The following is a 20,094-nucleotide window of genomic DNA, read 5'->3' on the forward strand; positions in this document are numbered from 1 at the left end:
CTAGGCATTTTCCAAAACTCTCCTTGGCTTTCCCATCGGTTCGAGAATTTTAGAGTTATGGCAGTTCTTTTGGATTTGGATAATACGGTCTTCGATTCTCTAGGGACCTATGAGTTTACGATCCGTGAAATGGAAAAAAAGGCAAAGGTACTGGGCTTCTCCTCTTCCAAAGAATTTAAAAAGGCTTACGATACGGTTCGGGCAGAAGTTAAAAAAGAACTTCCGAACAATCCGGTCAATCGACTACGCATTCTTTATTTTAAGAAGATGTCCGAACTTCTTTTCGGAAAATTAGATCCTTCTTTCGTTTTAAAATTGGATTCTGTCTACTTTGGATTTTTTCTACAAGGGATCAAGGATTGGAAAAAGAAGAATGTTTTGGAGTTCAAAAAGATTTTGTCTTTGTTAAGAGCCTTGCAAGAAGTTCAGGATCTGGTCATTATCACAAACGAATCTCTCAGAACTCAGCTATTAAAATTATCCGTTCTATTTCCAAAGGACATTCAGTATAAATTAGTAACGTCGGAAGAATGTGGAGCAGAAAAACCTTCTGCCTTGATCTTTAACAAGGCTCTAGCAGGTGCGGATCCTAAAAAGTCGTATATCATCGGAGATTCTTTAAAAGACGATATCGGTGGAGGACTTGCTTTTGGATTAGAAGCATTTTATCTAAAAAGCCCGATCTCTTCTGCTAAAACAAAATCGATTCTGGAAAAGAAAATATTAGAAGGAAAAGAATATTGGGAATCTCCTGATCTATCTTCTGCCTTAAATTATATCTTAAGCTTAGAGAAAGGGATTGTTTTATAACTTACGAGTTCTAGCCGTTCCAGCCGTTTTTCAACAAAGAAAATAGAGAATCTATGCTCGCCTTTGGATTCGCGAATTTCAAGGAGCGATGGAGAGAATCCAGACAGAAATGAGCTATCGCCTCTGCTTCGATCTTACTGATCTTTTTTTTCGCTTCTTTTTGGATAGTAAGAGCCAAGGCTTGCTCATGCCTCATCCACATGGACTTTGCATAGTTGCTTAATTCCGGAGTCGAGTCGATGAGGTTATTAAACGTTTTAAAATTCTTGAATTCTTCCGGTTCAAGAGTGGCGTGTTGAATAGCGAATTCTCGAAGTGCCTCAAGAATCGACATCCCAGGTTTTCTTGAAACCACAGCATCAATCAGCTCTTTCTCTTGCTCTTTATCTTCATCGAACACTAGAGCTTCTTTGGATGAGAAGTAATTGAACAGAGTCGGCACCGAAACTTGGGCCTTTTCAGCGATCTCCGCCATTGTGACGTTGTGATAACCCTTTTCGATGAAAAGTCGAGTCGCAAGGTTCGAGATTGATTTGCGCATTCTATCTTTTTTGAGTTCTCGGAGACCCATTTCTGGCATTGTTTTTCGATCTATCTACTTAGTAAATCGGATTAAACATTTTAGTAGAATAAATATTTAAATAGATAAAATATTTAATTGACTTAAATATTTTGTTTTCGACGCTTATCCTTATGAAAGGGAATTTAGAAAACAAACGGGTGGCTATTGTCGGTGGTGGTCCAGGGGGTTTAACCCTTGCTAGGCTCTTACAGCTTAAGGGTGTAGATGTAAAAGTTTATGAAAGGGACTTTAATAAAGATGTTCGTGTACAAGGTGCTACCCTTGACCTACATTTTGAATCAGGTTTAAAGGTACTTGAGAAAGCAGGTTTGATGGACGCTTTTAAAGCCAATTATCGGCCGGGAGCAGATAAAGGACGTATTGTAGATACCCGGGGAAAAATAATCCACGATGATCATGAGAAAGAATCCTATGAAGATTTCGGTGATGAAAGATTCAGACCTGAAATTGACAGGGGACCTTTAAGGAATATTTTGTTACATTCCCTTCAACCTGATACTGTTATTTGGGACAGTCAGTTTAAATCTATGTTGCAGGTTGGCGACACATGGAGACTGGAATTTAAAAACGGCACAACGGCTACTGCAGATATTGTAATCGGAGCAGATGGTGCAAATTCTAAAATCAGACCATTTATTACTCCTATCAAACCTTTCTATTCAGGCATATTGATTGTACAAGGTAATGTGCCAAATTCTGAAACGGGAGCATCCAAGATTCACCAATTACTAAAAGGCGGCAAAATTTACGCTTATGATGGGGAGAAATTTTTGCATGTCTCGTCGAAAGGTGATGGCAGTTTAGATTTTTACGTAAGTTGTAAAAAGGATGAAAACTGGGCGCATAAGAGCGGGATAGATTTTTCAGATAAAGCACAAGTCACTACATGGTTCAAGAAAGAGTTCTCTGAATGGGATAGAATCTGGTTTGAGTTACCCGAAAATGTGAGCTTTCCTCTTTTACTACGGCCTCAATATTGTATGCCTTTAGATCAGAATTGGAGTACATTACCTAACCTTACTATATTAGGCGATGCTGCACATCCTATGCCCCCTTCCGGTGAAGGTGTGAATTTAGCCATGCTGGATTCATTGGAGTTAAGCGAATGCCTTACAAATGAGAATTTTAAAGATATACAAACTGCAATTGCTGCCTATGAAAAACAAATGCTGGTTAGAGCCGCTAAAGAAGCAAAAGAATCCTTAGAAATGACGGAATGGATGCATTCCGAAGGTGCTATAGCTAAGCTAGTGCAAATGTTTCATTAAATTCTGATCTAATGGAATATGTTTGCGGAGGATTTGCTTTCGTGTTGCTAGTAGTTACTTCTTTCTAAGCAGAGCAAACAGGGTCAGATTCAGATTTACTTGTTTGAAAGTTAGATACCAAAGCATTAAGGTTCCGTAATAGAAAGCCTTCTTTAAAAAGATCCCTAATTTAGCCTTAGGTCCGGAAACCCCGGACACGGAAGCGATCGGTTTTAAGATCGAAAATTCCACAGAGGAGAATCCACATTGTTCTGCCAGAAGTCCCAGGGTCCTTTCGGTATAATCGTTGATATGATCTTTTGCTTCTAAGTAATGCCCGCCTTCTTGCATACCTTTGATCGCAACTTTCAATTTTGCTTTGAATAACTGGACCGGGAAATTAGGAGTTTGCACGAATAAGAATCCGCCAGGTTTTAAGAGTCCGAACAGATATTGGATAAGGCTATGAGGTTTAGGGATATGCTCTATTACATCCCAAAGAGTGATGATATCAAAACTTTCTTTTGGAAGTCCGCTGTCCTGAACGATGCCTGGAAATACTTGTTTGAGCCCGTTCTTTTCTCTCGCGAATTTGACCGCTTTTTCGGAGATCTCGTAACCTACAGCTTCCCAACCAGGTCTTGCGGTTCCGATCGTTTTTACGAAGAAGCCGAGTCCGCAGCCAACATCCAAAATTTTTCCCTTAGGAGCCGAAAGAAATTTACCTATGAAGTCTTTATAGATCTCTCTATGAGCCACATCCCACCAGTCTAAGTCATAACCGGTTTCGTCGTCCCAGTATCCTTCGTAATGTTCTTCTTGTTCGTAAGTGGAGAATGCGTGGCTGCAATTTAAACAACGTACGATCGGGATTCCGTTTTCGACGAATAAGGTTTTGTTTTTCTGGCTTCCGCAAAGATAACAGGTCTGGTTCAAAAGGGAGTTTCCGTTGGAGAGATAGTTTATCCTTCGGTTTCATTCTCTAAATTCCAGTAAAAAACAAAGCTAGTTCGGGGCTTTTTGGATTTTCCGGAGAAGGTCCCATTGGAAGCATGGAAACAACCTCTCAGATTTGATTAGGAGATTCGTTTGGCTAAAGTACATTTTACCAAGATGGAAGGGATCGGAAACGACTACGTATATGTGGATGCAACCAAAGACGATTTACGTCTGAGCCCGGAGCAGATCCAAAAACTTTCCGACCGTAATTTCGGGATCGGAGGCGATGGTGTGATCTTCATTCGTGCATCCAATAAAGGTGATTTCCAAATGGATATGTACAATGCGGACGGTTCTTCTTCAGAGATGTGCGGGAATGGGATCCGCTGCGTAGGGAAATACGTGTATGATCACGGTCTTACGAATAAAAAACAACCTAAGATAGAAACAGGTGCAGGAGTTTTAGAACTCGAACTGAAAGTAAACGGTGGCGGAAAAGTGGAACAGGTTTCCGTAGATATGGGAAAACCGATCTTAGTTCCTTCTTTAATCCCTGTTAAATGGGAGAATGAAAATCCAATCTTAGAACAGCCTCTTTCTTTCTTGAGTGGGCTGCCTGGTTATACTTCTTATAACTTGAAATTCAGCGCTGTGAGTATGGGAAACCCTCATTGTATTATTTATGTAGAAGATCCGGATAAATTTCCTGTCAGAGAGATCGGCCCATTGATCGAAAATCATACGGACCTATTTCCTCGCAGAGTAAATGTGGAATTCGTATCCTTAAGAGGAAAAGATCATCTCTACCAAAGGACTTGGGAAAGAGGTGCCGGAGAAACATTAGCTTGTGGGACAGGAGCGTGCGCTGTGATGACAGCTTCTCATTTGAACGGTAAAACAGGTAAAGATGTTCGTATCGATCTAAGAGGCGGAACCTTAAGAGTGCAATTACTGGAATCAGGTCATGTGTTAATGACAGGTCCAGCTACAGAAGTATTCAGTGGAGTCGTGGAAGTTTAAGCTTCCGCGTACTGGCCTTCTTGTAACGAGATCATTCTACTTCTAACCACATCGGAGAGTTGTTTCATATTCTCCTCTAAAGAGCCGGAAAGAAATTCTCTATGATCTACTTTTTCTCCGTAGATCACTTTTACTTTTTTATAGATCGCACGTTTTTTGATATCGCAGACTTCTTTTGGCATTCCCATAAAGCTACGAACGATAGGCGGTATCGGAATATCTGAATATGATTCCTCAATAGGAATGATTACAGAAGGAAGAATATCCACTTTGTTGCGGATAGAGAATGCTGCGAATCCGGAATGAAAGTCCACCATTCCGGATTTAAAATCGTTTTTGACCATATAGTCATGGCCTTCCGGAAAAATTCCTAAGGTCTCTCCCTTTTTGAAAACCTGTTGGATCATTTTAATAGAACCGAGGGAAATATTTCCGTCGATGGACATTGGGATCCCACCGGCGATCTTTGCTAGGTCTCTGAAGATAGGAATTCTGAAAGTGTATTCTGCAGCGATCCAAGAAATGAATCTAGGAAAAGTGTAAGAAAGAATAAAAGGATCCATATCGGATCTATGATTGCAGGTAAGAATTACTTTACCGTTGGTTACTATATTTTCGGTTCCGTACGCGCTGATATTCACGGCCAAACCTATAAAGGGAGCCACGAAATTTTTGATCCGAAGATATGTTTTTGCTTCTTTCTCCACGGTCAACCTTCCTAGCGACTATTCTCCTAAGAAAACGCTCCACCATTTTTTATCCTGCCCAGCAGGCTTGTCGGAGTTCGGATCTCCATCGGAGGATTTTACCTCTTGTCGGAGTCTTCCGAAATCTTTTTGTTTACGTTTCGGTTGGACATTGGAGAGATTTTTTTTGATCTCCTCGTATTCCTTCGAAGCGTTGGCATTTGAGCGAATATAATTACGTATATCGTCCCATTGAGGATCGTCTTCATTGCCGTAAGCGGCATAGTTGAACAGATCGATTTGATCGAATTCAGGCATACTTTTCCTTTCCGTTAAGGGGAAGTTCGAATAGGATCTGATCAGAATCGCCTAAAAGCGAAATCCTTTCAAACCATTCGCATGTTTGCCTGGGAAAATACTATGGCAACAGTTTTCGTAAATTTCAAACCGGATTTTCCGATTTCGTTTTTAAAAAATCTAGCGAATGTCACTGAATTTAGGACTTCGATTTTCCGAAGGAATAAGTTATGGAGAGAGAAAATCTCCCCCCTTTAAACAGACATAATCATAAAGAATCGGAAGATATAAAAGAAACCGGTACGGCGAAAAATCTAGGCAGGATCATTCCGTTTCCTTCCCCACCAGGAAGAAATCTGAAAAAGATCCGGGAATTGTACGAGGATATTTTCGATCAGAAACCTTGATATCGTTTCTGATCTTAGAAAAGAGATCTGAGAAAATCCAGATATTGAGTTTTTCCTACGCTGTTCTCCGGTGGAGCGAAAGCGGCGAACTCTTTGTCGGTTGTAGGATCGTACGGTCCTGATTTTCCTTCGAAACAGATACAGGTTTCCGAAAGGCAGACCAATGTATGGTACACTCCCGGAAGAATATCTATCCCATAGATCGGGCCGTCCGAACTCAGGATATGTTTTTCTCTGACTGTGCCGTCTTCTTCGAATAAGATGAAGCCTAGTTCACCTTTTAGCACTAAGAAGGTCTCAGGCTTTGGAGGATTTTTGTGACGATGAGCCTGGACGTAAGTGTCCCTGGTGAGTACGTTCAGAAATCTCTGATATGGCTCTATTAGTTCGTGAAAGTTGTGATTGGTTCTTCCTCTAGCGGAAGAGGAGGCAAGTGGAAGGAGTTTATCAAACAACTCCTGATCGATGAGTAATTTATCCGGCCGAGACAAGTTGTAGATGCTGCTCGCAATACGCGATTAGGTAATCAGTGCAGGCTGTGCAAGTATCCGCAGCACCGCAAGCTTTTACCACTTCACGATAATCTTGTCCTTGTTGTTTAGCAGTCTCTACGATTTTTTCAAACGTGATTTGAGCACAATGGCACTTTTCCATTCTGGTTCCCGATCTCTTTCTCTATAACTATCGTTTTTGAGACTCATTATTAAAGTCAAGTTTTCTGAGCAAAAGTTGAGAATATTTTTAGATTTATATGGGACATAATGTCAGGGTTTATGAGGGAAAGGAGAAGTTGGTGCGCCCAGAAGGATTCAAACCTCCGACCTTCTGATCCGTAGTCAGACGCTCTATTCAGCTGAGCTATGGGCGCGGGTGATTAAAAGAATTTCTTTTCCAAAAGCTCTAAGTGCTCTTGGGGAAGTTTCGGGACCAGTTTTTTTCCCTTGGTGTAATTGTATAGCAGTAAACCGGATAAGCCAAGATAGATAATTACTCCTGCTAAGTGAGCAAGATTAGCTAACCAAGGTCCTGCAATAGGAATAAAGGAGAAGAACCAAGACAGCACTAAGAACGCGATAAAGTAGAGAACATTCAAAAAAGAAAGTTTCGAATGTCTGTAAACTTCTGCTTCGTTGGAGTAGAAAGAGAATCCGATTAGCCAATTTCCGAATAAAGGAAGAGTAACCAAATAGATACGAAATCTTTCGGTGTTTATAAAACTCTTGGCTTGGTTCCAGTAAGGAGAGAGAAAATCTAGGGCCTTAGCCTTTAGTTCCTCTAATTTTGCTGAGTATTTTTCGAACTTCATTCTCTATTTCCGGGAATAATGGTAATACGAACAGTTTGCCTTGGTAAGCTTGCAAGGCTCCTAAAATTCCGTAACCTAATAATGAAAGCCATGCGACATAGCTGATAAAATCGGTAACTACAGGATTCGCATGTATCCATTTTAAAATGGTGCTTAGGATTGGGAACTCTCTTAAGAACCAAACCACCAAGTATAAAAATACGAATCCTAGATTCAACTTGATCGCTTGGAGTGCGTGAAACTTACAAATTTCCTGTTTTTGTCTAAAAAACCAAGGGATGACCCATCCTAAAAAAGGAATATAAGAAATGGCGGCGAATAGATTGGGATATTCTTCCCCCTCTAATAATCGTTTGGTCTCTTCCAGGAATTCCCGGGTGTTGAATCTCTGGTCGGACATCTTCTTATTTCCCGGGGTCAGGTGAGAGTTTGGAACTTTCGGAGACGCAGGGATTCGAACCCTGGGTACAGGTTACCCCATACGACAGTTTAGCAAACTGCTCCTTTCGACCGCTCAGGCACATCTCCAGTGTAGTTCCTAATCGGAGAAGGTAGGATTCGAACCCACGGTGGGAGTTACCCACGACGGTTTTCAAGACCGCTGCCTTAAACCACTCGGCCACTTCTCCGGTTAAGGATTACTTTACTGACAAGATGGGGGACCCTGTCAAGGTGATTTACCTATGAGTACGGAAAAGAACCGTAGAGAAATTTCCGGATTGGTCGCGGAGAAATGGGCGAATCTCGGAACTAGTATTTCTCATGCGGAGAATAAAACCGTTTTTGTGAAAGGAGCTATTCCAGGAGAAACAGTTCGGATCAGAACTGATAAAGAAAATTCTAAACTAATTTGGGGCACTGTTATATCTGTGGAAAATGTTTCTCCGCTTAGGATTGTGTCCGATTGCTCCGCGTTTCCGGAATGTGGGGGCTGTTCTTACCGGCATATTCCGTATGAGGAAGAACTTCAGATCAAAAAGTCTCTTTTGTGGGATTCTTTTTTATATGTTTCCAGATTGGATCCTTCCCAAATTCCTGAAATCGAAATTTTAAGCGGACCCTCAAACGGTTATAGGAACACCGCTCAGATCAAAATCGAATTCAAAAAAGGAAAAATAAACGCAGGATTTTATAAGGAGAATTCCAACTCCTTGGTTTTATTCCCTAAAGAAGGTTGTAAACATCTTCCTTTTGAGATGAACGAATATATCCGGAAACATAAGGAGAACCGAAAATCTTTTTCTAAAAATTCGGATTGGAAACTTAGATATTCTTCCGGCGAAATTTTAGAATACGCTAAGAAAGAAGTTAAACTCGGTCCTTATCTTCCTGAAAAAATAGAATGGTCCATTCCTGCGGACGGATTTACCCAAGTGAATCGTTTCCTTTTGGAAGAATGGATGCTTAAGATCAGGTCTTGGGTCCCTAAAGATTGCGGGCCCGTGTTAGAATTTTATTCAGGGGCTGGGCTTATCAGCTTGGCGATCGGTCATTTAGTGAGTCGTCTTTCCGGTTACGAGTTGTCCAATTCTTCCGTAAAGGCAGCAAAGAAAAACGCGAAGAATGTCGGGTACTCTCATCTAGAGTTCCATACATTAGATCTGAATTCTTCTTTGCCTACAAATTTGGGTTCATTCGGCGCAGAAGTTTGTATTTTAAATCCGCCTAGGGCCGGGGCTTCTTCTTCCTTATTAGATTTTTTAGATGGAGCCAAACCTTCTCGCGTTATCTATTCTAGCTGTAATCCAAGCACCTTGGCGAGAGATCTTGGGATCTTAAAAAACTCAGGATATAAGCCAAAGGAGATCGTTCTTACAGATTTTTTTCCAAGAACCAAACATTTCGAGGTTCTTGTACTGTTGGATCTTTGATTTTTTACTTTTAGAATTCTGATCCGAAATCGGAAAATGGTCCTTGGGGCCAGGACTCCGGAGAAAATCAAATGCCGATCATAGATGAATACGAACTTCCTTCCAGAAAGTCCGATCCTGGATCTAAATTCGGCGAGGTCCTGCAAGGGATTTGGTTAGAAGATGAGATCTGTTTTGCTATCGCTGGAGGCGGTTGTAAGGCATTCTACGGTTTAGGTTTCGGACATGAGCTCAAAAACTGGGGACTAAAACTCAAACAGGTTTCGGGAGTTTCTGCCGGAGCTGCAATGGTTCTCTCTCTTGTATGTGAAACAGAAGAAGAGTCCGTTTCCTTTTTCGAAAGGATTGTCCGCAAGAATCCTCGTAATTTTTATTTTACTAATTTGTTTCGAGGAGAGAAGGCGTTTCCTCACGAGGATATGTATCGCCGGACGATACGCTTCGGTATGGATTTTGAAAAAATTATCCGCTCCGGAGTAAAAGTTTTTATACACACAATCAAAGCATTTCCTAAGGACGATGCAAATAAGAACACATTCAGACTTGCAAGGCTGATCGCAGAAACAGGAAAAGCTTTCTTAGAGGACGAGAGAGACCGCAATAAGGGACTTTATACAGAAAGAACATTTCGTGTTTTAAGAAATTGGAATATGAGAGAAGTTCTTTTTACGGAAGCGGATTTTAGAAATCCTGCTGTGATCGAACAAATTATTATGAATTCTTCCTCAATTCCTCCGATCGTTTCTTTTCAGAACCATGGAAAAGAATACTATTTGGACGGCGGATTGACCAATAATCTGATGTTAGAAGCGTTCCCTCCCAATGCAAAAATAATAGGGATACATTACGAACCGACCACTATCGTAGGTAAAGATCCTCGTCTATTGGACCGTTGTTTTTTAGTGACTCCTTCTAAACCTTTGCCTATCACTTCTTTCGATTATACGAATGCAAAAGGTGTAAGAGAGACTTACGAGTTAGGCAAGTCGGACGCTTTGAAAAATAAGGAAAGAATTCTGGAATACCTAAAAAAAGACTGGGTGAAAAAAGCGGAAAAGCTGCGTAAGAATTAAGTTCGTTCCGAATTTTTTACAAATCGATCACTGGTCCGTTTTTTATTTCCTCATTATTTTTTTGACTACTTCCAAAAAGTGTCGAAGTTCCCGAATTCTTTTTAAATCATGATCTTCAGGTTGTACTGTGGATAAAACTCAAAACCCGATCATATCGGTATCTAATGTAACTAAAAAATTCAAAGATGTAACCGCCGTTAGCGATCTTTCTCTGGAAATTAAAAAGGGAGAGTTCGTAGGTTTGCTTGGGCCGAACGGAGCCGGTAAAACAACTCTGATCGAAATGTTGGAAGGTATCCAATTTCCTGATTCAGGAAAGATCCAAATTTTAGGCACAAGCTGGAAAGAGAGCGAAACATTCTTAAGAAGTAATATAGGTCTCGCTTTACAAGAGACCAGATTTATGGATAGAGCCACAGTTTGGGAAACTCTGAAATTATTCGGTAGTTTCTACAAGGCTCCAGAATCTAGGCTTCATGAAATATTAAAACTCACAAGACTTACTGAAAAAAATAAATCCTTCGTAAATAGTTTGTCGGGAGGCCAAAGGCAAAGATTGGCTTTGGGAGTTTCTATCATGAACAAACCCGAAATCCTATTTTTGGATGAGCCAACTACAGGTTTAGATCCAGGAGCCAGAAGGGATATCTGGAAGATCTTAGAAGATCTGAGAGACTATGGAACCACAATGATCCTTACAACTCATTATATGGAAGAAGCAGAAGTTCTCTGCGAAAGGATCATCGTAATGGATAAGGGCAAAATTTTAGACCAAGGGTCTTTGACTCATCTTTTGGGAAAACTAGGCGGGGGAGAGATCGTTCGTTTCTCTTTGGAGAATGGAACGGATCCAAGCGGATATCTTCCCGAAAAGGGAAAGTTCAAATTCAGTTGGAATTCCGACACGAAAGAAGGAAGGATCAATGTGGAAAAAATTACGGATTATCTTCCTTCCATGTTGGATTCTTTTTCTAGAGCAGGGATCGTTTTAAAAGAACTGGAATGTCATAAAAAGACCTTGGACGACTTATTCCTTTCCATGACTGGAAGAGGGTTGGAAGAATGAAACAAATCTATTATCTAGTCACGATTCAATTAAAAGAATTTTATAGAGAACCTGGAATCCTTTTCTGGGCATTCATATTTCCGATTGCGATCGCAGGCGTATTAGGACTTGCATTCACTTCTAAGGGAGTACCTCAGACAAGGGTTGCAGTCATTTCTTCTTCGCATAATGCGAGCGGCCTTTCTGCAAAGATCGAAAAAGCATTTTCTAATCCTTCCAGTGGGAATTCCAACGAATTAGGAGTGATCGTTCCTCAGGTACTTGCAGAAGAAGAAGCGATCAAGGCACTCAAAAGAGGAGAGATCAATCTTCTAGTAAAAGAAGATGAAAAAGGAAATTTAGAATTTTCCTTCGATCCGAATAATGCAAACGCTCAGAGAGATTACCTTCTGCTTTCCAATGCTCTTTTGACAATGGACGGAAAAGAACAAGGTAGTTCCAGTATCCGAAAATTGGATTCAAAAGGTACAAGATATATAGATTATCTGGTTCCTGGAATGCTCGCTATGGGAGTAATGAACTCCTGTCTTTGGGGGGTTGGTTGGAATCTGATCGAGATGAGAATGAAAAAACTTTTGAGAAGAATGTCTGCGACTCCTATGAATAAGTTGGCGTTCGTAATGTCTTTCTTCTTCACTCGGATTTTTGTCACAACTGTAGAATCGATCATCTTCTTAACATTTACATTTACCGTTTTTGAAAATGCGTTTTTTGGATCTATTCCGGCGGCACTTTTGATCTTTCTAACCGGAAATTTCGTATTCGCATGTATCGGGATTTTTGTGGGATCCAGGGCACAAAGTGCTCAGGTAGGGAACGGACTCGTGAACGCATTCACATTTCCGATGATGGTTCTTTCCGGGATCTTTTTTAGTTACAAAAACTTTCCGGACATCGTGCTTCCTTTTATAAAACATCTACCTTTGACCTTGGTGGCAGATTCTTTGAGAGCTGTATTTATAGAAGGAGCCGGGCTTGCGGAGATAGTCTATCCTTGCGTGTTTATGGTTGGGATCGGATTTTTTTTCTTGGGCGTTGGGCTTCGTATATTTCGCTGGTCTTAACACTTCTATCCTTAAGGAGACCGAATGAATTCTGAATGGAAACAATGGGTTTATGAAAAAACCGCAAAGCCTTTCTTCTTAAGCATTCATCCGGAATCCGCTCACTACCTGGCCCAAAACCTACTCGGGCTTTCTAAAAAACTTCCGTTTGTGTTTCCTGTTTTGGAATCGCTTATGACCTATTCCAGCGATCGTTTGAAAACAAATGTCGCCGGAATCGAATTCGCAAATCCAGTCGGACTAGGCGCCGGTTTTGATAAGACGGGAGAATTATATCCGTTTCTTTCTAGATTAGGTTTCGGTTCGATTGAGATCGGAACGATCACTGGCCAAGCCCAACCTGGAAATCCAAAGCCTCGGATTTTCAGATACGCTGAAGACGAAGCATTGATCAATCGAATGGGATTCAATAATCCTGGAGCAGATATCGCAGAAGAAACGATCCGAAAGCAGAAAAAAAACTGTGTAAGAGGGATCAATGTAGGCAAAACAAAAATTGTCTCGGAAGAAAATGCAGTAGATGATTATGTATATTCTCTAAAAAAACTTACGCCATATGCAGACTATGCAGTGATCAATATTTCTTCTCCGAATACTCCTGGGCTTCGTAATTTCCAAAAGAAGGAAAACTTTACCAAATTGATGGAAGGTATCCGAAGCGGTTTAGGTGGAAAATTTTCCATTCCTACTTTTGTAAAATTCGCTCCGGACATGGAAAAAGAAGAATTGAAGGGTTTGTTGGAACTCCTACCGGATTCTAAATTATCAGGTGTTATTCTTACTAACACTACTATAGACAAATCGGTCTTATCCAGATATCCAAACGTAGAAAAAGAAGGCGGAGTTTCCGGAAAACCGCTTCGTCAAAGATCCACGGAGTTTGTTAGATATGCTTACTCCATCTTGAAAGGAAGTCTTCCTATCATAGGAGTCGGCGGGATCAACTCAGGAGAAGCTGCCTTAGAAAAAATTTTAGCAGGTGCAGACCTAGTCCAATTATACACGGGTTACGTATACAACGGACCGTTCTTGCCTGTGAGAATATTAGAATATTTAGATGAAGTTATAAAGAAAACAGGAGCGAGATCGATTGGTGAGTTAGTAGGTAAGAATAAGATCTAAATCTTATTCTTCTGCCACTTTACATTTTCCTTTTTCGTCCCATTCTGCTTTCCAGATGGCGGAGTTTTGCTCCTTCACCAAACGAATTACTATATCGGAACAAACTGTTTTAGAACCGTTTTCTGAAACTTCGAAATCTCCTTCGTATCTGAACCAAAATTGTTCTTTGTTAGGAGTAAGATTCTGTCCAAATTCAGGTTCTGTTAAACGAATTGAATCTACCGATTTGGACTTTCCCTTCTCTTCTAAGATCGCCTCTTCTACTATTTGATAGACTTCGTCCTTTGTAGGAGGTTCTTTTCCTGGTTCGGTGACAACTACGGATCTTGCCATTCCGATATCAGAGAAGATCCAACCTTTTTCTCTTACGAATTGATAGATCACTCCAACCGGGGTTTTGGTTGTCTGGCCTTCTTTCTTTCGGCTAGTAACGAAGAAGGAAAATTTATATCTTAGATCAGCTGGTGCATTCTCTTCCGGAGATTCTTTCTCGATAAGCTTAGGTTTTCCTGCGGCTTGGACGGAAAGTATTCTGTCTCCTGGGAATTTTTTGGTCCATTGATTTTGTAATTCTTTTTTAGCCTTTTCCTCATCAGGAGTTCCTGCAATTTGTGAAGAAAGGTTTGTGGCGAAGGATATTAATAGGACCACCCCGATAATATACATCCTTGACATAGCTCATGAGTTTTATCGTCAGGAAAGATCCTTGTCAATGAAATTCCAGATTCGAAGTTTTATCGAGGAGGGAGAGGGTTTTGAAAGAGATTCATCTCATAAGACATTCTAAATCCGATTGGAGCGACACTCATTTAAAGGATAAGGAACGTCCTTTGTCTAAGAGAGGTCGTAAAAACGCGCGCTTTTTAGGAAAGTATGTGAAGAAGGTTTCCTTTGTTGCAGATGTCGCCCTTGTTTCGCCATCGATCCGAACTTCAGAAACTTGGAAGATATTACAAAGTTTTCAGAATATTACAAAAGACACTAAAATTATAAGTGAAATATATGAAGCGGAATATTCCGACTTACTTGGGATCTTAAGAAGTCTATCTTCTAAAATTAATAGTGTAGTTTTGGTCGGTCACAATCCGGGAATGGAAGACTTGGCAAATTATTTATTATTAAGAAATAATTCGGATTCTCTTTTCGAGAAATTTCCCACTTCTTCCTTTATAAGCTTGGTGACAGAGCAAAAGGATTGGGCGGATCTTGGAAGGCAAAGTTGTAGACTTAAAAGGTTTTGGGTCCCATGAAAAATAATACTTCAAATTTTAATAATATACCTTTCCCGACCTTGTTTAACGAGGAGATGATCTTATCTCGGGTCAAAGAATTAGGTTTGCAGATAGCGAATGATTACCAGGGCAAAAATCCTGTTTTTGTATGCATTCTAAGAGGTGGTGTTTACTTTTTCTCCGATCTTACCAAAGCAGTTCCTATCCCGATAGAATTGGATTTTATTCAGGCAAAATCATATATTGGAACTGAATCTTCCGGAAACGTAGAACTGATCAAGGATTTGGATTCAGAAATTGCAGGAAGAGATGTTTTAATTGTAGAAGATATCATAGATACCGGCCGTACCCTGAAATTTTTGATCGCTCATATTCTTTCCAAAAAACCCAAATCTCTCGAAATTGCTTCTTTATTATTTAAAGAAGGTGGGGAGGCTGTCGGGTACCCAATCAAATATGTGGGTTGGAATATAGGAAAAGAATTCGTGATCGGATATGGCTTGGACTATGACGGTAAATTCAGAAATCTACCTGGAGTGTTCCTCTACTCGGAAGAATGAGTAGTATCTTCTGGTTTTTTGATCAAAGTTTTTAATCCAGTGATAGAGGTTTCCAGATCCTGTATCTTAGATAAAAACTTCTCCCCATCTACAAAACTTTTACCTTCAGTCTTACTAAGTTCGGAATAGATCTCTGCGCTTAGATTATGATAGGCCTTTTGTAAACTGATAAAAGAAGATTCTAAATGTCTGGGAGAGAGCGCCTTCTTCTTGATCCTATATTTACTGAATAGTGAAAATCCGGACTTAACTACTACAAAAAAGTAAGCGGGAAGAAGAAGGGTGAGTGCAGTCTTTGTGACTGAAAAAATTTCCCATGATTCGGAAATCGTATGACTTAAAAAGGATCTAAGTCCTGAGATAAAAACCACAGAAATCGTATAGTTCACTCTAGGCGTAGAAGGAGATAAAGTATTGATAACGTATAATAAAGGCAGAGAAAGTATCAAAACCAAAACCAAATCGATAGGAAAGAGATTTGAAATCAAATCCAGAAAATGAACGATGGCCTTATAGGTTCTCACCAGGTCGTCCACGGATTGGTTTAACCTGTCAAAGTCCGCCTTTAGATTGGAGAAAAACTGGGTGATCTGGTTCATTAATTTGCTCCCTAGAATTCCAGGATGGGAAAAGAGAACAGCCCTGTCTCAAAAGCTGCAAGAACTTTCCTTAACCAAAAAGCTCTTCCTGGTATATTCCATTTTTGCGTTATATTTTTTATTCTATCACGAGGCACATCTTCCATTGCTCTGGATGGTTGGTCTGGCTTTGATCGGTTATCTCGTATCCGGTATTCTTTTTTGGGGGATCGTATTCGCATTCCGAAAATTAGAAACTAAGATCGTTTTACCCGCGATTTTTGCGGAAGTAGGGATCGAAAGACCCACAATCAAGTTGGTTCCTTGGGTAGAAGTTTCATTCTTCTCTTTTTCCGTCTTGGCATGTGTGCTCACCGGATTTTTTGAAAATAGATCTGGGATCCTTTTCTTTATTGTGTATGTGGTCGGCGTTTTATCAGCAAGACTGATAGACAATAAAACATATTATAAAATTGGATTATTGGGGCTGGCGATATTAGCTGCCGGTTTGGTCAGTTTTAAAAGTCTGCAGAAGGCTGAGATATTCGTGGCTTATTCCATGTTCAAACCTGATTTTGAACAAAAGGATTTGACTCGTTGGAATTACAACGAAGAGAATCGAACCTTACATAACGAAGATCTAAAATTGAGTATCCTTCTACCGGAAGAGTTTTATTTTCATAATCCCCAAAACTTGAATTTAGAAGATAAAACCGGGATCGGACAAATAGCTGGTATTATCTCCACTAGCGATTCGGATCCGAATCGTTATCCAGCCGTAAGGATCTTTTTTATTCCATTCAGATTCGATGACGAATCGGAGCTGCTTTCCCAATTCAAAAAGTTTTTGGATCTCCAACTGCAAAGAGGAGATATCCAAGAATTGAACGAATTAGAAAGAGAAGTTTTCGAAGACAGATACTACGGAACTTTTTGGACATTTTACGATGTCCTCAGACCAAGATATGCGAAAACAGGAATGTTCTTCTTAGCGAAACATAAACAACCTTATAGTTTGGTCTTTATCATAGACGAAAGCTTGATCAAAGGAAGAAGGCACGAAGAATCCGTCGAAAAGATCCTGACAAGCGTAAAGATAGAAGAATAGGATCTTAACTTATAGTTACGTAATCTAAATGATTTGCTATATGCATTGCATGAGCGAGTTCATATTCTTGTTTAGTAAGTTTTCCATAGGCAAAGTGAGGAGCGAATTCTCCATTATAATTGGAGAATGTTGAGATCGCTTTTTTTAGCTCGAGAACACTATCTGAAAGAGAAACACCCGATCGTAAAACATCTGCGCCGGGTATCGGTGCATTTAAGTCGTGAGACATTTTTCCTTTTCTGGAAAAATTCCAGAATGCGATCTTGCCTAAAGTGTTTTGGAATACTTCGGATTTGTTTTCCGGATAACCTTTAATAGAATAATAAATACTTTGAGCGCAATGGAGAAGTATCTGGCTCGGATCCCATTTTCCATACGGAATGATCGTCTTCGATCGAAGTATCTTTTCTAACTCTGTTTCCACTTCTGAAAGATTAGAAAATTTAAGTCCTCTTTCTTTTACACCTGAAGGAGCGTTGGAACAGGATCCTAATATCGTTCCTGAGCTTGTTAGAAGTCCAACAGCTACCGTTTTTTGAATAAATTCTTTTCGGGAAAAATTAGGATCCGGCATAGGGCACTCCGCAGTTCTTATCTTTCTGTTTTCTAATAACTAACGTAAAGGATCAGAAGAGTCAAGAATTTGATCATTCTTGGGGAAGGTTTCCAATATACTTTGCTCTGGGACGGATCAAGTTTCCAGAATTATATTGTTCCATTGCATGAGCTAACCAACCTGCCGTTCTGCCGATCGCAAAAATTCCAATGCCTGCACCTTTCGGTAATTTGAGCGCTCTGGAGACAAGTGCAAGTCCCGCATCGATAGTAGGATAATCTTCTAAAAGTTCTTCTATCTGTTTTAAGAATTGTAGATAGAGTTGTACATCCGCATCGTCTCGAAAAAACCTTTTAGTCATCTCGATTAGTTTTCTTCCTCTGGGATCTCCTTTTTTGTAAAGAGGATGACCAAAGCCCGGGATATTTTCTCCGCTTCTTAATTTTTCTTCTAAGAGTTGTTTATCTTTCTTTTTGTTTCCCGTTGCTTGGGAAAGAAGAAGGATCGCTTTCTCCGTGAGCAATCCGTGCTTAGGCCCGGACAATGCAGCAAGTCCTGCAAGCACTACTTGATAAAGAGAAGCCTCACTGGAAGCTACGCATCTTGCAGTAAAAGAAGAAACATTCAACTCATGATCAGCGGAAAGGATTAGGGCTGCTTCTAAAAGTTTGAGTTTGGATAAATAGCTTGTGTCTTCTTTTTCTCTAGAAGGATTCCAACTACTCAAAAGTGTTTCTGAAATTTTTCCTTCCGTTCTAGTTTTACCTGAAGAAAATAAGGTTAGATATCTTAAGATAGAAGAAGAAGTTTTTCTGAAAGTTTTAGGATCTTTGCGGAAAGCCTTTGCATCTTCATATTCCAAAAAAGGAAGTAAGATCCGGGAAATATCTAAGATGGGACGACCTTCTAATAAGTTTAGAATTTTATTACATTCTTCGGATAATATCGGCCAATCCGATTCGAAGGGATTTGTCTCTTCCGCTTCCCAAAGTAAGCAGGCTATATCTTCGAAACTTCCGTTCTCTGAAAGTTCTAAAACGTCTTTACCTCTATAAAAGAGTGAGTTTTCTCCTAATAAGGTGATAGAAGATTCTAAAACAGGTTGTCCTAAGGATAATGCGGCTTTGGCGGTCTTTCCTGGTTGGCTTCTTTCCTCCCTTCTGAGTAATAATTGTTCTATATCTTCTCTTCTATATCGTTTACTTCTGTCCTTATTTCCTCCGGACTCGGAGTGTAATAAGCCGCGACTAACGTATGCATATATGGTTTGGACTTCAACCCCCAATGCTGAAGCGGCTTCATCTGCATTCAAGAACGGTTTTTTAGAAGAAAAAGCCATATATTGACAACATAATCAACATTGACTGTATATTGTCAACACGCTAAACTCAAATAGAAACAAAGGAGAAAAAGTATGTTAGTCTCTGAACAGGAAAAAGAGAAACTTTACAGCCCGGGTTTAGAAGGGATCCCTGCGGCAAGGACCAAACTTTCCCAGGTAGATGGAAAGGGAGGAAGACTGATCATCGCAGGTTACCCTGTGGAAGAATTCGCAGGTAAAGCTGTCTTCGAAGAAACCATTTTCACACTTTGGAATGATAGAAGGCCAAAGCCAACCGAAACAAGTTTGTTCTCGGAGGAACTCAGATCTTCCAGAAGATTTTCTAAAGTAATACGAACTATCATTGAAGAAGCAGTCTATGCAAATCTCCCTTTGATAGATATTTTACGAATTGGATCTGCTGCTCTTTCTTTAGGTTCTCAAAAAGAAGATCCTAAAAAGGATGCGATGGCGGTTCTTTCTACATTTCCTTTAATTGTTGCTTGGGCATATCGCTTGTTGAAAGGACAAGCTCCAGTTCTTCCCAGACAGGACTTGGATATTGCAGCAAACTTTTTGTATATGTTGAATGGTATCGATCCGGATCCTAGAAATGTCCGAGCATTAAATACGTATTTGAATACAGTTTGTGATCATGGGTTGAATGCTTCTACATTTGCAGCGAGAGTGATTATCTCCACTCAATCCGATATGATCTCTGCAGTCACTGGCGGATTGGGAGCGTTAAAAGGACCACTACACGGAGGAGCGCCTGGACCTGCATTAGACACTGTCTTTGAGATAGGATCTAAGGAAAATGCGGAGAAGGTACTGAGAGAAAAATTAAAACATAACGAAAGATTAATGGGCTTTGGCCATAGGATCTATAAGGTCAGAGACCCTCGTGCGGATGTTCTAGCAAAAGCGGCAAAAATTCTATACGACACTGATGAAAAAAGAGAATTCTATGATCTAGCAATGTTTGTGGAAAAAACTGCTTTAGAATTGCTAAAAGAATATAAACCGGATCGAATTCTCCAAACGAATGTAGAATTTTATACTGCGTTACTTCTTCATGGATTGGGATTTCCGACTGAGATCTTTACTCCTATATTTGCAATGGGAAGAGCGGCGGGTTGGACTGCTCATTGTTTTGAACAAATGCAGGAAAGAATTTTAAGACCGGATGCGATCTACACTGGAGAGGACGGAAAACTTTGGAATTGAAAATGGCTATTATTGGGAGAG

Annotated in this window: 24 protein-coding genes and 3 tRNA genes; 13 read left to right on the forward strand and 14 right to left on the reverse strand. The window is 40.2% G+C overall.

Translation table 11 applies throughout. The features are described from left to right. Positions 1-57: 57 nt before the first annotated feature. On the forward strand, positions 58-810 hold the full coding sequence (locus tag LPTSP_RS14090; RefSeq protein ID WP_108929333.1) for an HAD family hydrolase: 753 nt from the start codon (positions 58-60) through the stop codon (positions 808-810). Between the two features lie 10 nt (positions 811-820). On the opposite strand, the gene LPTSP_RS14095 is transcribed toward LPTSP_RS14090, so the two are convergent. After that, complete coding sequence (locus LPTSP_RS14095; protein ID WP_245915577.1) at positions 821-1,390, reverse strand: TetR/AcrR family transcriptional regulator; 570 nt, start codon at positions 1,388-1,390, stop codon at positions 821-823. Positions 1,391-1,503: 113 nt separating this feature from the next. On the opposite strand from LPTSP_RS14095, the gene LPTSP_RS14100 reads away from it, so the two are divergent. Continuing rightward, positions 1,504-2,661: an FAD-dependent oxidoreductase gene (locus LPTSP_RS14100; RefSeq protein ID WP_108929334.1), complete on the forward strand. Its 1,158-nt coding sequence runs from the start codon at positions 1,504-1,506 to the stop codon at positions 2,659-2,661. Between the two features lie 54 nt (positions 2,662-2,715). Here the strand turns inward: LPTSP_RS14100 and LPTSP_RS14105 are convergent, their stop codons facing one another. After that, complete coding sequence (locus tag LPTSP_RS14105; RefSeq protein ID WP_108929335.1) at positions 2,716-3,576, reverse strand: class I SAM-dependent methyltransferase; 861 nt, start codon at positions 3,574-3,576, stop codon at positions 2,716-2,718. Between the two features lie 153 nt (positions 3,577-3,729). Here LPTSP_RS14105 and dapF point away from each other — a divergent pair, with 153 nt between their 5' ends. Then, entirely contained in the window at positions 3,730-4,599 is an 870-nt protein-coding gene (dapF, locus tag LPTSP_RS14110) for a diaminopimelate epimerase (RefSeq protein WP_108929336.1), read from the forward strand. Here dapF and LPTSP_RS14115 read toward each other — a convergent pair. Both LPTSP_RS14115 and LPTSP_RS14120 read right to left on the reverse strand, forming a co-directional pair. Continuing rightward, positions 4,596-5,306 carry a lysophospholipid acyltransferase family protein gene (locus LPTSP_RS14115; protein ID WP_108929925.1) on the reverse strand — a complete coding sequence of 237 codons (711 nt, stop codon included), beginning with the start codon at positions 5,304-5,306 and terminating at the stop codon, positions 4,596-4,598. The genes dapF and LPTSP_RS14115 overlap by 4 nt on opposite strands. Positions 5,307-5,324: 18 nt before the next feature. Beyond that, positions 5,325-5,603: a hypothetical protein gene (locus LPTSP_RS14120; RefSeq protein ID WP_108929337.1), complete on the reverse strand. Its 279-nt coding sequence runs from the start codon at positions 5,601-5,603 to the stop codon at positions 5,325-5,327. 209 nt (positions 5,604-5,812) lie between these two features. Between LPTSP_RS14120 and LPTSP_RS19120 the strand changes: the two genes are divergently transcribed. Then, a complete protein-coding gene (locus LPTSP_RS19120) occupies positions 5,813-5,989 on the forward strand; it encodes a hypothetical protein (RefSeq protein WP_008591083.1) in 177 nt (58 codons plus the stop codon). A gap of 14 nt (positions 5,990-6,003) precedes the next feature. Here the strand turns inward: LPTSP_RS19120 and LPTSP_RS14125 are convergent, their stop codons facing one another. The 6 genes from LPTSP_RS14125 to LPTSP_RS14155 form a co-directional block, all read right to left on the reverse strand. Beyond that, positions 6,004-6,501, reverse strand: a complete 498-nt coding sequence (locus LPTSP_RS14125; RefSeq protein ID WP_305775301.1) for a WbuC family cupin fold metalloprotein — start codon at positions 6,499-6,501, stop codon at positions 6,004-6,006. A 279-nt stretch (positions 6,502-6,780) separates the two neighbouring features. Continuing rightward, positions 6,781-6,857, reverse strand: a tRNA-Arg gene (locus LPTSP_RS14135). A 6-nt stretch (positions 6,858-6,863) separates the two neighbouring features. Next, positions 6,864-7,295 carry a hypothetical protein gene (locus tag LPTSP_RS14140; RefSeq protein ID WP_108929339.1) on the reverse strand — a complete coding sequence of 144 codons (432 nt, stop codon included), beginning with the start codon at positions 7,293-7,295 and terminating at the stop codon, positions 6,864-6,866. Further along, on the reverse strand, positions 7,249-7,695 hold the full coding sequence (locus tag LPTSP_RS14145; RefSeq protein WP_108929340.1) for a hypothetical protein: 447 nt from the start codon (positions 7,693-7,695) through the stop codon (positions 7,249-7,251). The genes LPTSP_RS14140 and LPTSP_RS14145 overlap by 47 nt, the downstream gene beginning before the upstream one ends. Positions 7,696-7,734: 39 nt before the next feature. After that, positions 7,735-7,823 (reverse strand) — tRNA-Ser (locus tag LPTSP_RS14150). Between the two features lie 15 nt (positions 7,824-7,838). Next, positions 7,839-7,924: transfer RNA gene (locus tag LPTSP_RS14155), tRNA-Ser, on the reverse strand. 54 nt (positions 7,925-7,978) lie between these two features. Here LPTSP_RS14155 and LPTSP_RS14160 point away from each other — a divergent pair. The 5 genes from LPTSP_RS14160 to LPTSP_RS14180 all read left to right on the forward strand — a co-directional run bounded on the left by LPTSP_RS14160 (position 7,979) and on the right by LPTSP_RS14180 (position 13,491). Next, positions 7,979-9,166, forward strand: a complete 1,188-nt coding sequence (locus LPTSP_RS14160) for a class I SAM-dependent RNA methyltransferase (protein WP_108929341.1) — start codon at positions 7,979-7,981, stop codon at positions 9,164-9,166. Positions 9,167-9,237: 71 nt separating this feature from the next. Then, positions 9,238-10,239: a patatin-like phospholipase family protein gene (locus LPTSP_RS14165; RefSeq protein ID WP_108929342.1), complete on the forward strand. Its 1,002-nt coding sequence runs from the start codon at positions 9,238-9,240 to the stop codon at positions 10,237-10,239. Positions 10,240-10,366: 127 nt separating this feature from the next. Then, positions 10,367-11,305, forward strand: a complete 939-nt coding sequence (locus LPTSP_RS14170; protein WP_108929343.1) for an ABC transporter ATP-binding protein — start codon at positions 10,367-10,369, stop codon at positions 11,303-11,305. Further along, a complete protein-coding gene (locus LPTSP_RS14175) occupies positions 11,302-12,369 on the forward strand; it encodes an ABC transporter permease (protein WP_108929344.1) in 1,068 nt (355 codons plus the stop codon). Before LPTSP_RS14170 ends, LPTSP_RS14175 begins: the two co-directional genes overlap by 4 nt. A 24-nt stretch (positions 12,370-12,393) precedes the next feature. Next, entirely contained in the window at positions 12,394-13,491 is a 1,098-nt protein-coding gene (locus tag LPTSP_RS14180; protein WP_108929345.1) for a quinone-dependent dihydroorotate dehydrogenase, read from the forward strand. A 3-nt stretch (positions 13,492-13,494) separates the two neighbouring features. Here the strand turns inward: LPTSP_RS14180 and LPTSP_RS14185 are convergent, their stop codons facing one another. Next, the gene (locus LPTSP_RS14185; RefSeq protein ID WP_108929346.1) at positions 13,495-14,157 is read right to left on the reverse strand and encodes a hypothetical protein; all 663 of its coding nucleotides are present in this window, start codon (positions 14,155-14,157) and stop codon (positions 13,495-13,497) included. Between the two features lie 89 nt (positions 14,158-14,246). On the opposite strand from LPTSP_RS14185, the gene LPTSP_RS14190 reads away from it, so the two are divergent. Both LPTSP_RS14190 and hpt read left to right on the forward strand, forming a co-directional pair. Further along, positions 14,247-14,741: a SixA phosphatase family protein gene (locus LPTSP_RS14190; RefSeq protein ID WP_108929347.1), complete on the forward strand. Its 495-nt coding sequence runs from the start codon at positions 14,247-14,249 to the stop codon at positions 14,739-14,741. Then, positions 14,738-15,283, forward strand: coding sequence for a hypoxanthine phosphoribosyltransferase (gene hpt / locus LPTSP_RS14195; RefSeq protein ID WP_108929348.1), 546 nt, complete (start codon positions 14,738-14,740; stop codon positions 15,281-15,283). Before LPTSP_RS14190 ends, hpt begins: the two co-directional genes overlap by 4 nt. Here the strand turns inward: hpt and LPTSP_RS14200 are convergent. Further along, complete coding sequence (locus LPTSP_RS14200) at positions 15,268-15,882, reverse strand: hypothetical protein (protein ID WP_108929349.1); 615 nt, start codon at positions 15,880-15,882, stop codon at positions 15,268-15,270. The genes hpt and LPTSP_RS14200 overlap by 16 nt on opposite strands. On the opposite strand from LPTSP_RS14200, the gene LPTSP_RS14205 reads away from it, so the two are divergent. Further along, the gene (locus LPTSP_RS14205; protein WP_174704487.1) at positions 15,881-16,969 is read left to right on the forward strand and encodes a hypothetical protein; all 1,089 of its coding nucleotides are present in this window, start codon (positions 15,881-15,883) and stop codon (positions 16,967-16,969) included. The genes LPTSP_RS14200 and LPTSP_RS14205 overlap by 2 nt on opposite strands. A 4-nt stretch (positions 16,970-16,973) precedes the next feature. Here LPTSP_RS14205 and LPTSP_RS14210 read toward each other — a convergent pair whose 3' ends face one another. Both LPTSP_RS14210 and LPTSP_RS14215 read right to left on the reverse strand, forming a co-directional pair. Further along, complete coding sequence (locus LPTSP_RS14210) at positions 16,974-17,543, reverse strand: DUF1569 domain-containing protein (RefSeq protein ID WP_108929351.1); 570 nt, start codon at positions 17,541-17,543, stop codon at positions 16,974-16,976. A gap of 73 nt (positions 17,544-17,616) precedes the next feature. Further along, a complete protein-coding gene (locus tag LPTSP_RS14215; RefSeq protein ID WP_108929352.1) occupies positions 17,617-18,864 on the reverse strand; it encodes a citrate synthase family protein in 1,248 nt (415 codons plus the stop codon). 75 nt (positions 18,865-18,939) lie between these two features. On the opposite strand from LPTSP_RS14215, the gene LPTSP_RS14220 reads away from it, so the two are divergent. Next, the gene (locus LPTSP_RS14220; RefSeq protein WP_108929353.1) at positions 18,940-20,073 is read left to right on the forward strand and encodes a citrate synthase/methylcitrate synthase; all 1,134 of its coding nucleotides are present in this window, start codon (positions 18,940-18,942) and stop codon (positions 20,071-20,073) included. Positions 20,074-20,094 lie beyond the last annotated feature (21 nt).

Source organism: Leptospira johnsonii (assembly GCF_003112675.1).
Classification (GTDB): domain Bacteria; phylum Spirochaetota; class Leptospiria; order Leptospirales; family Leptospiraceae; genus Leptospira_B; species Leptospira_B johnsonii.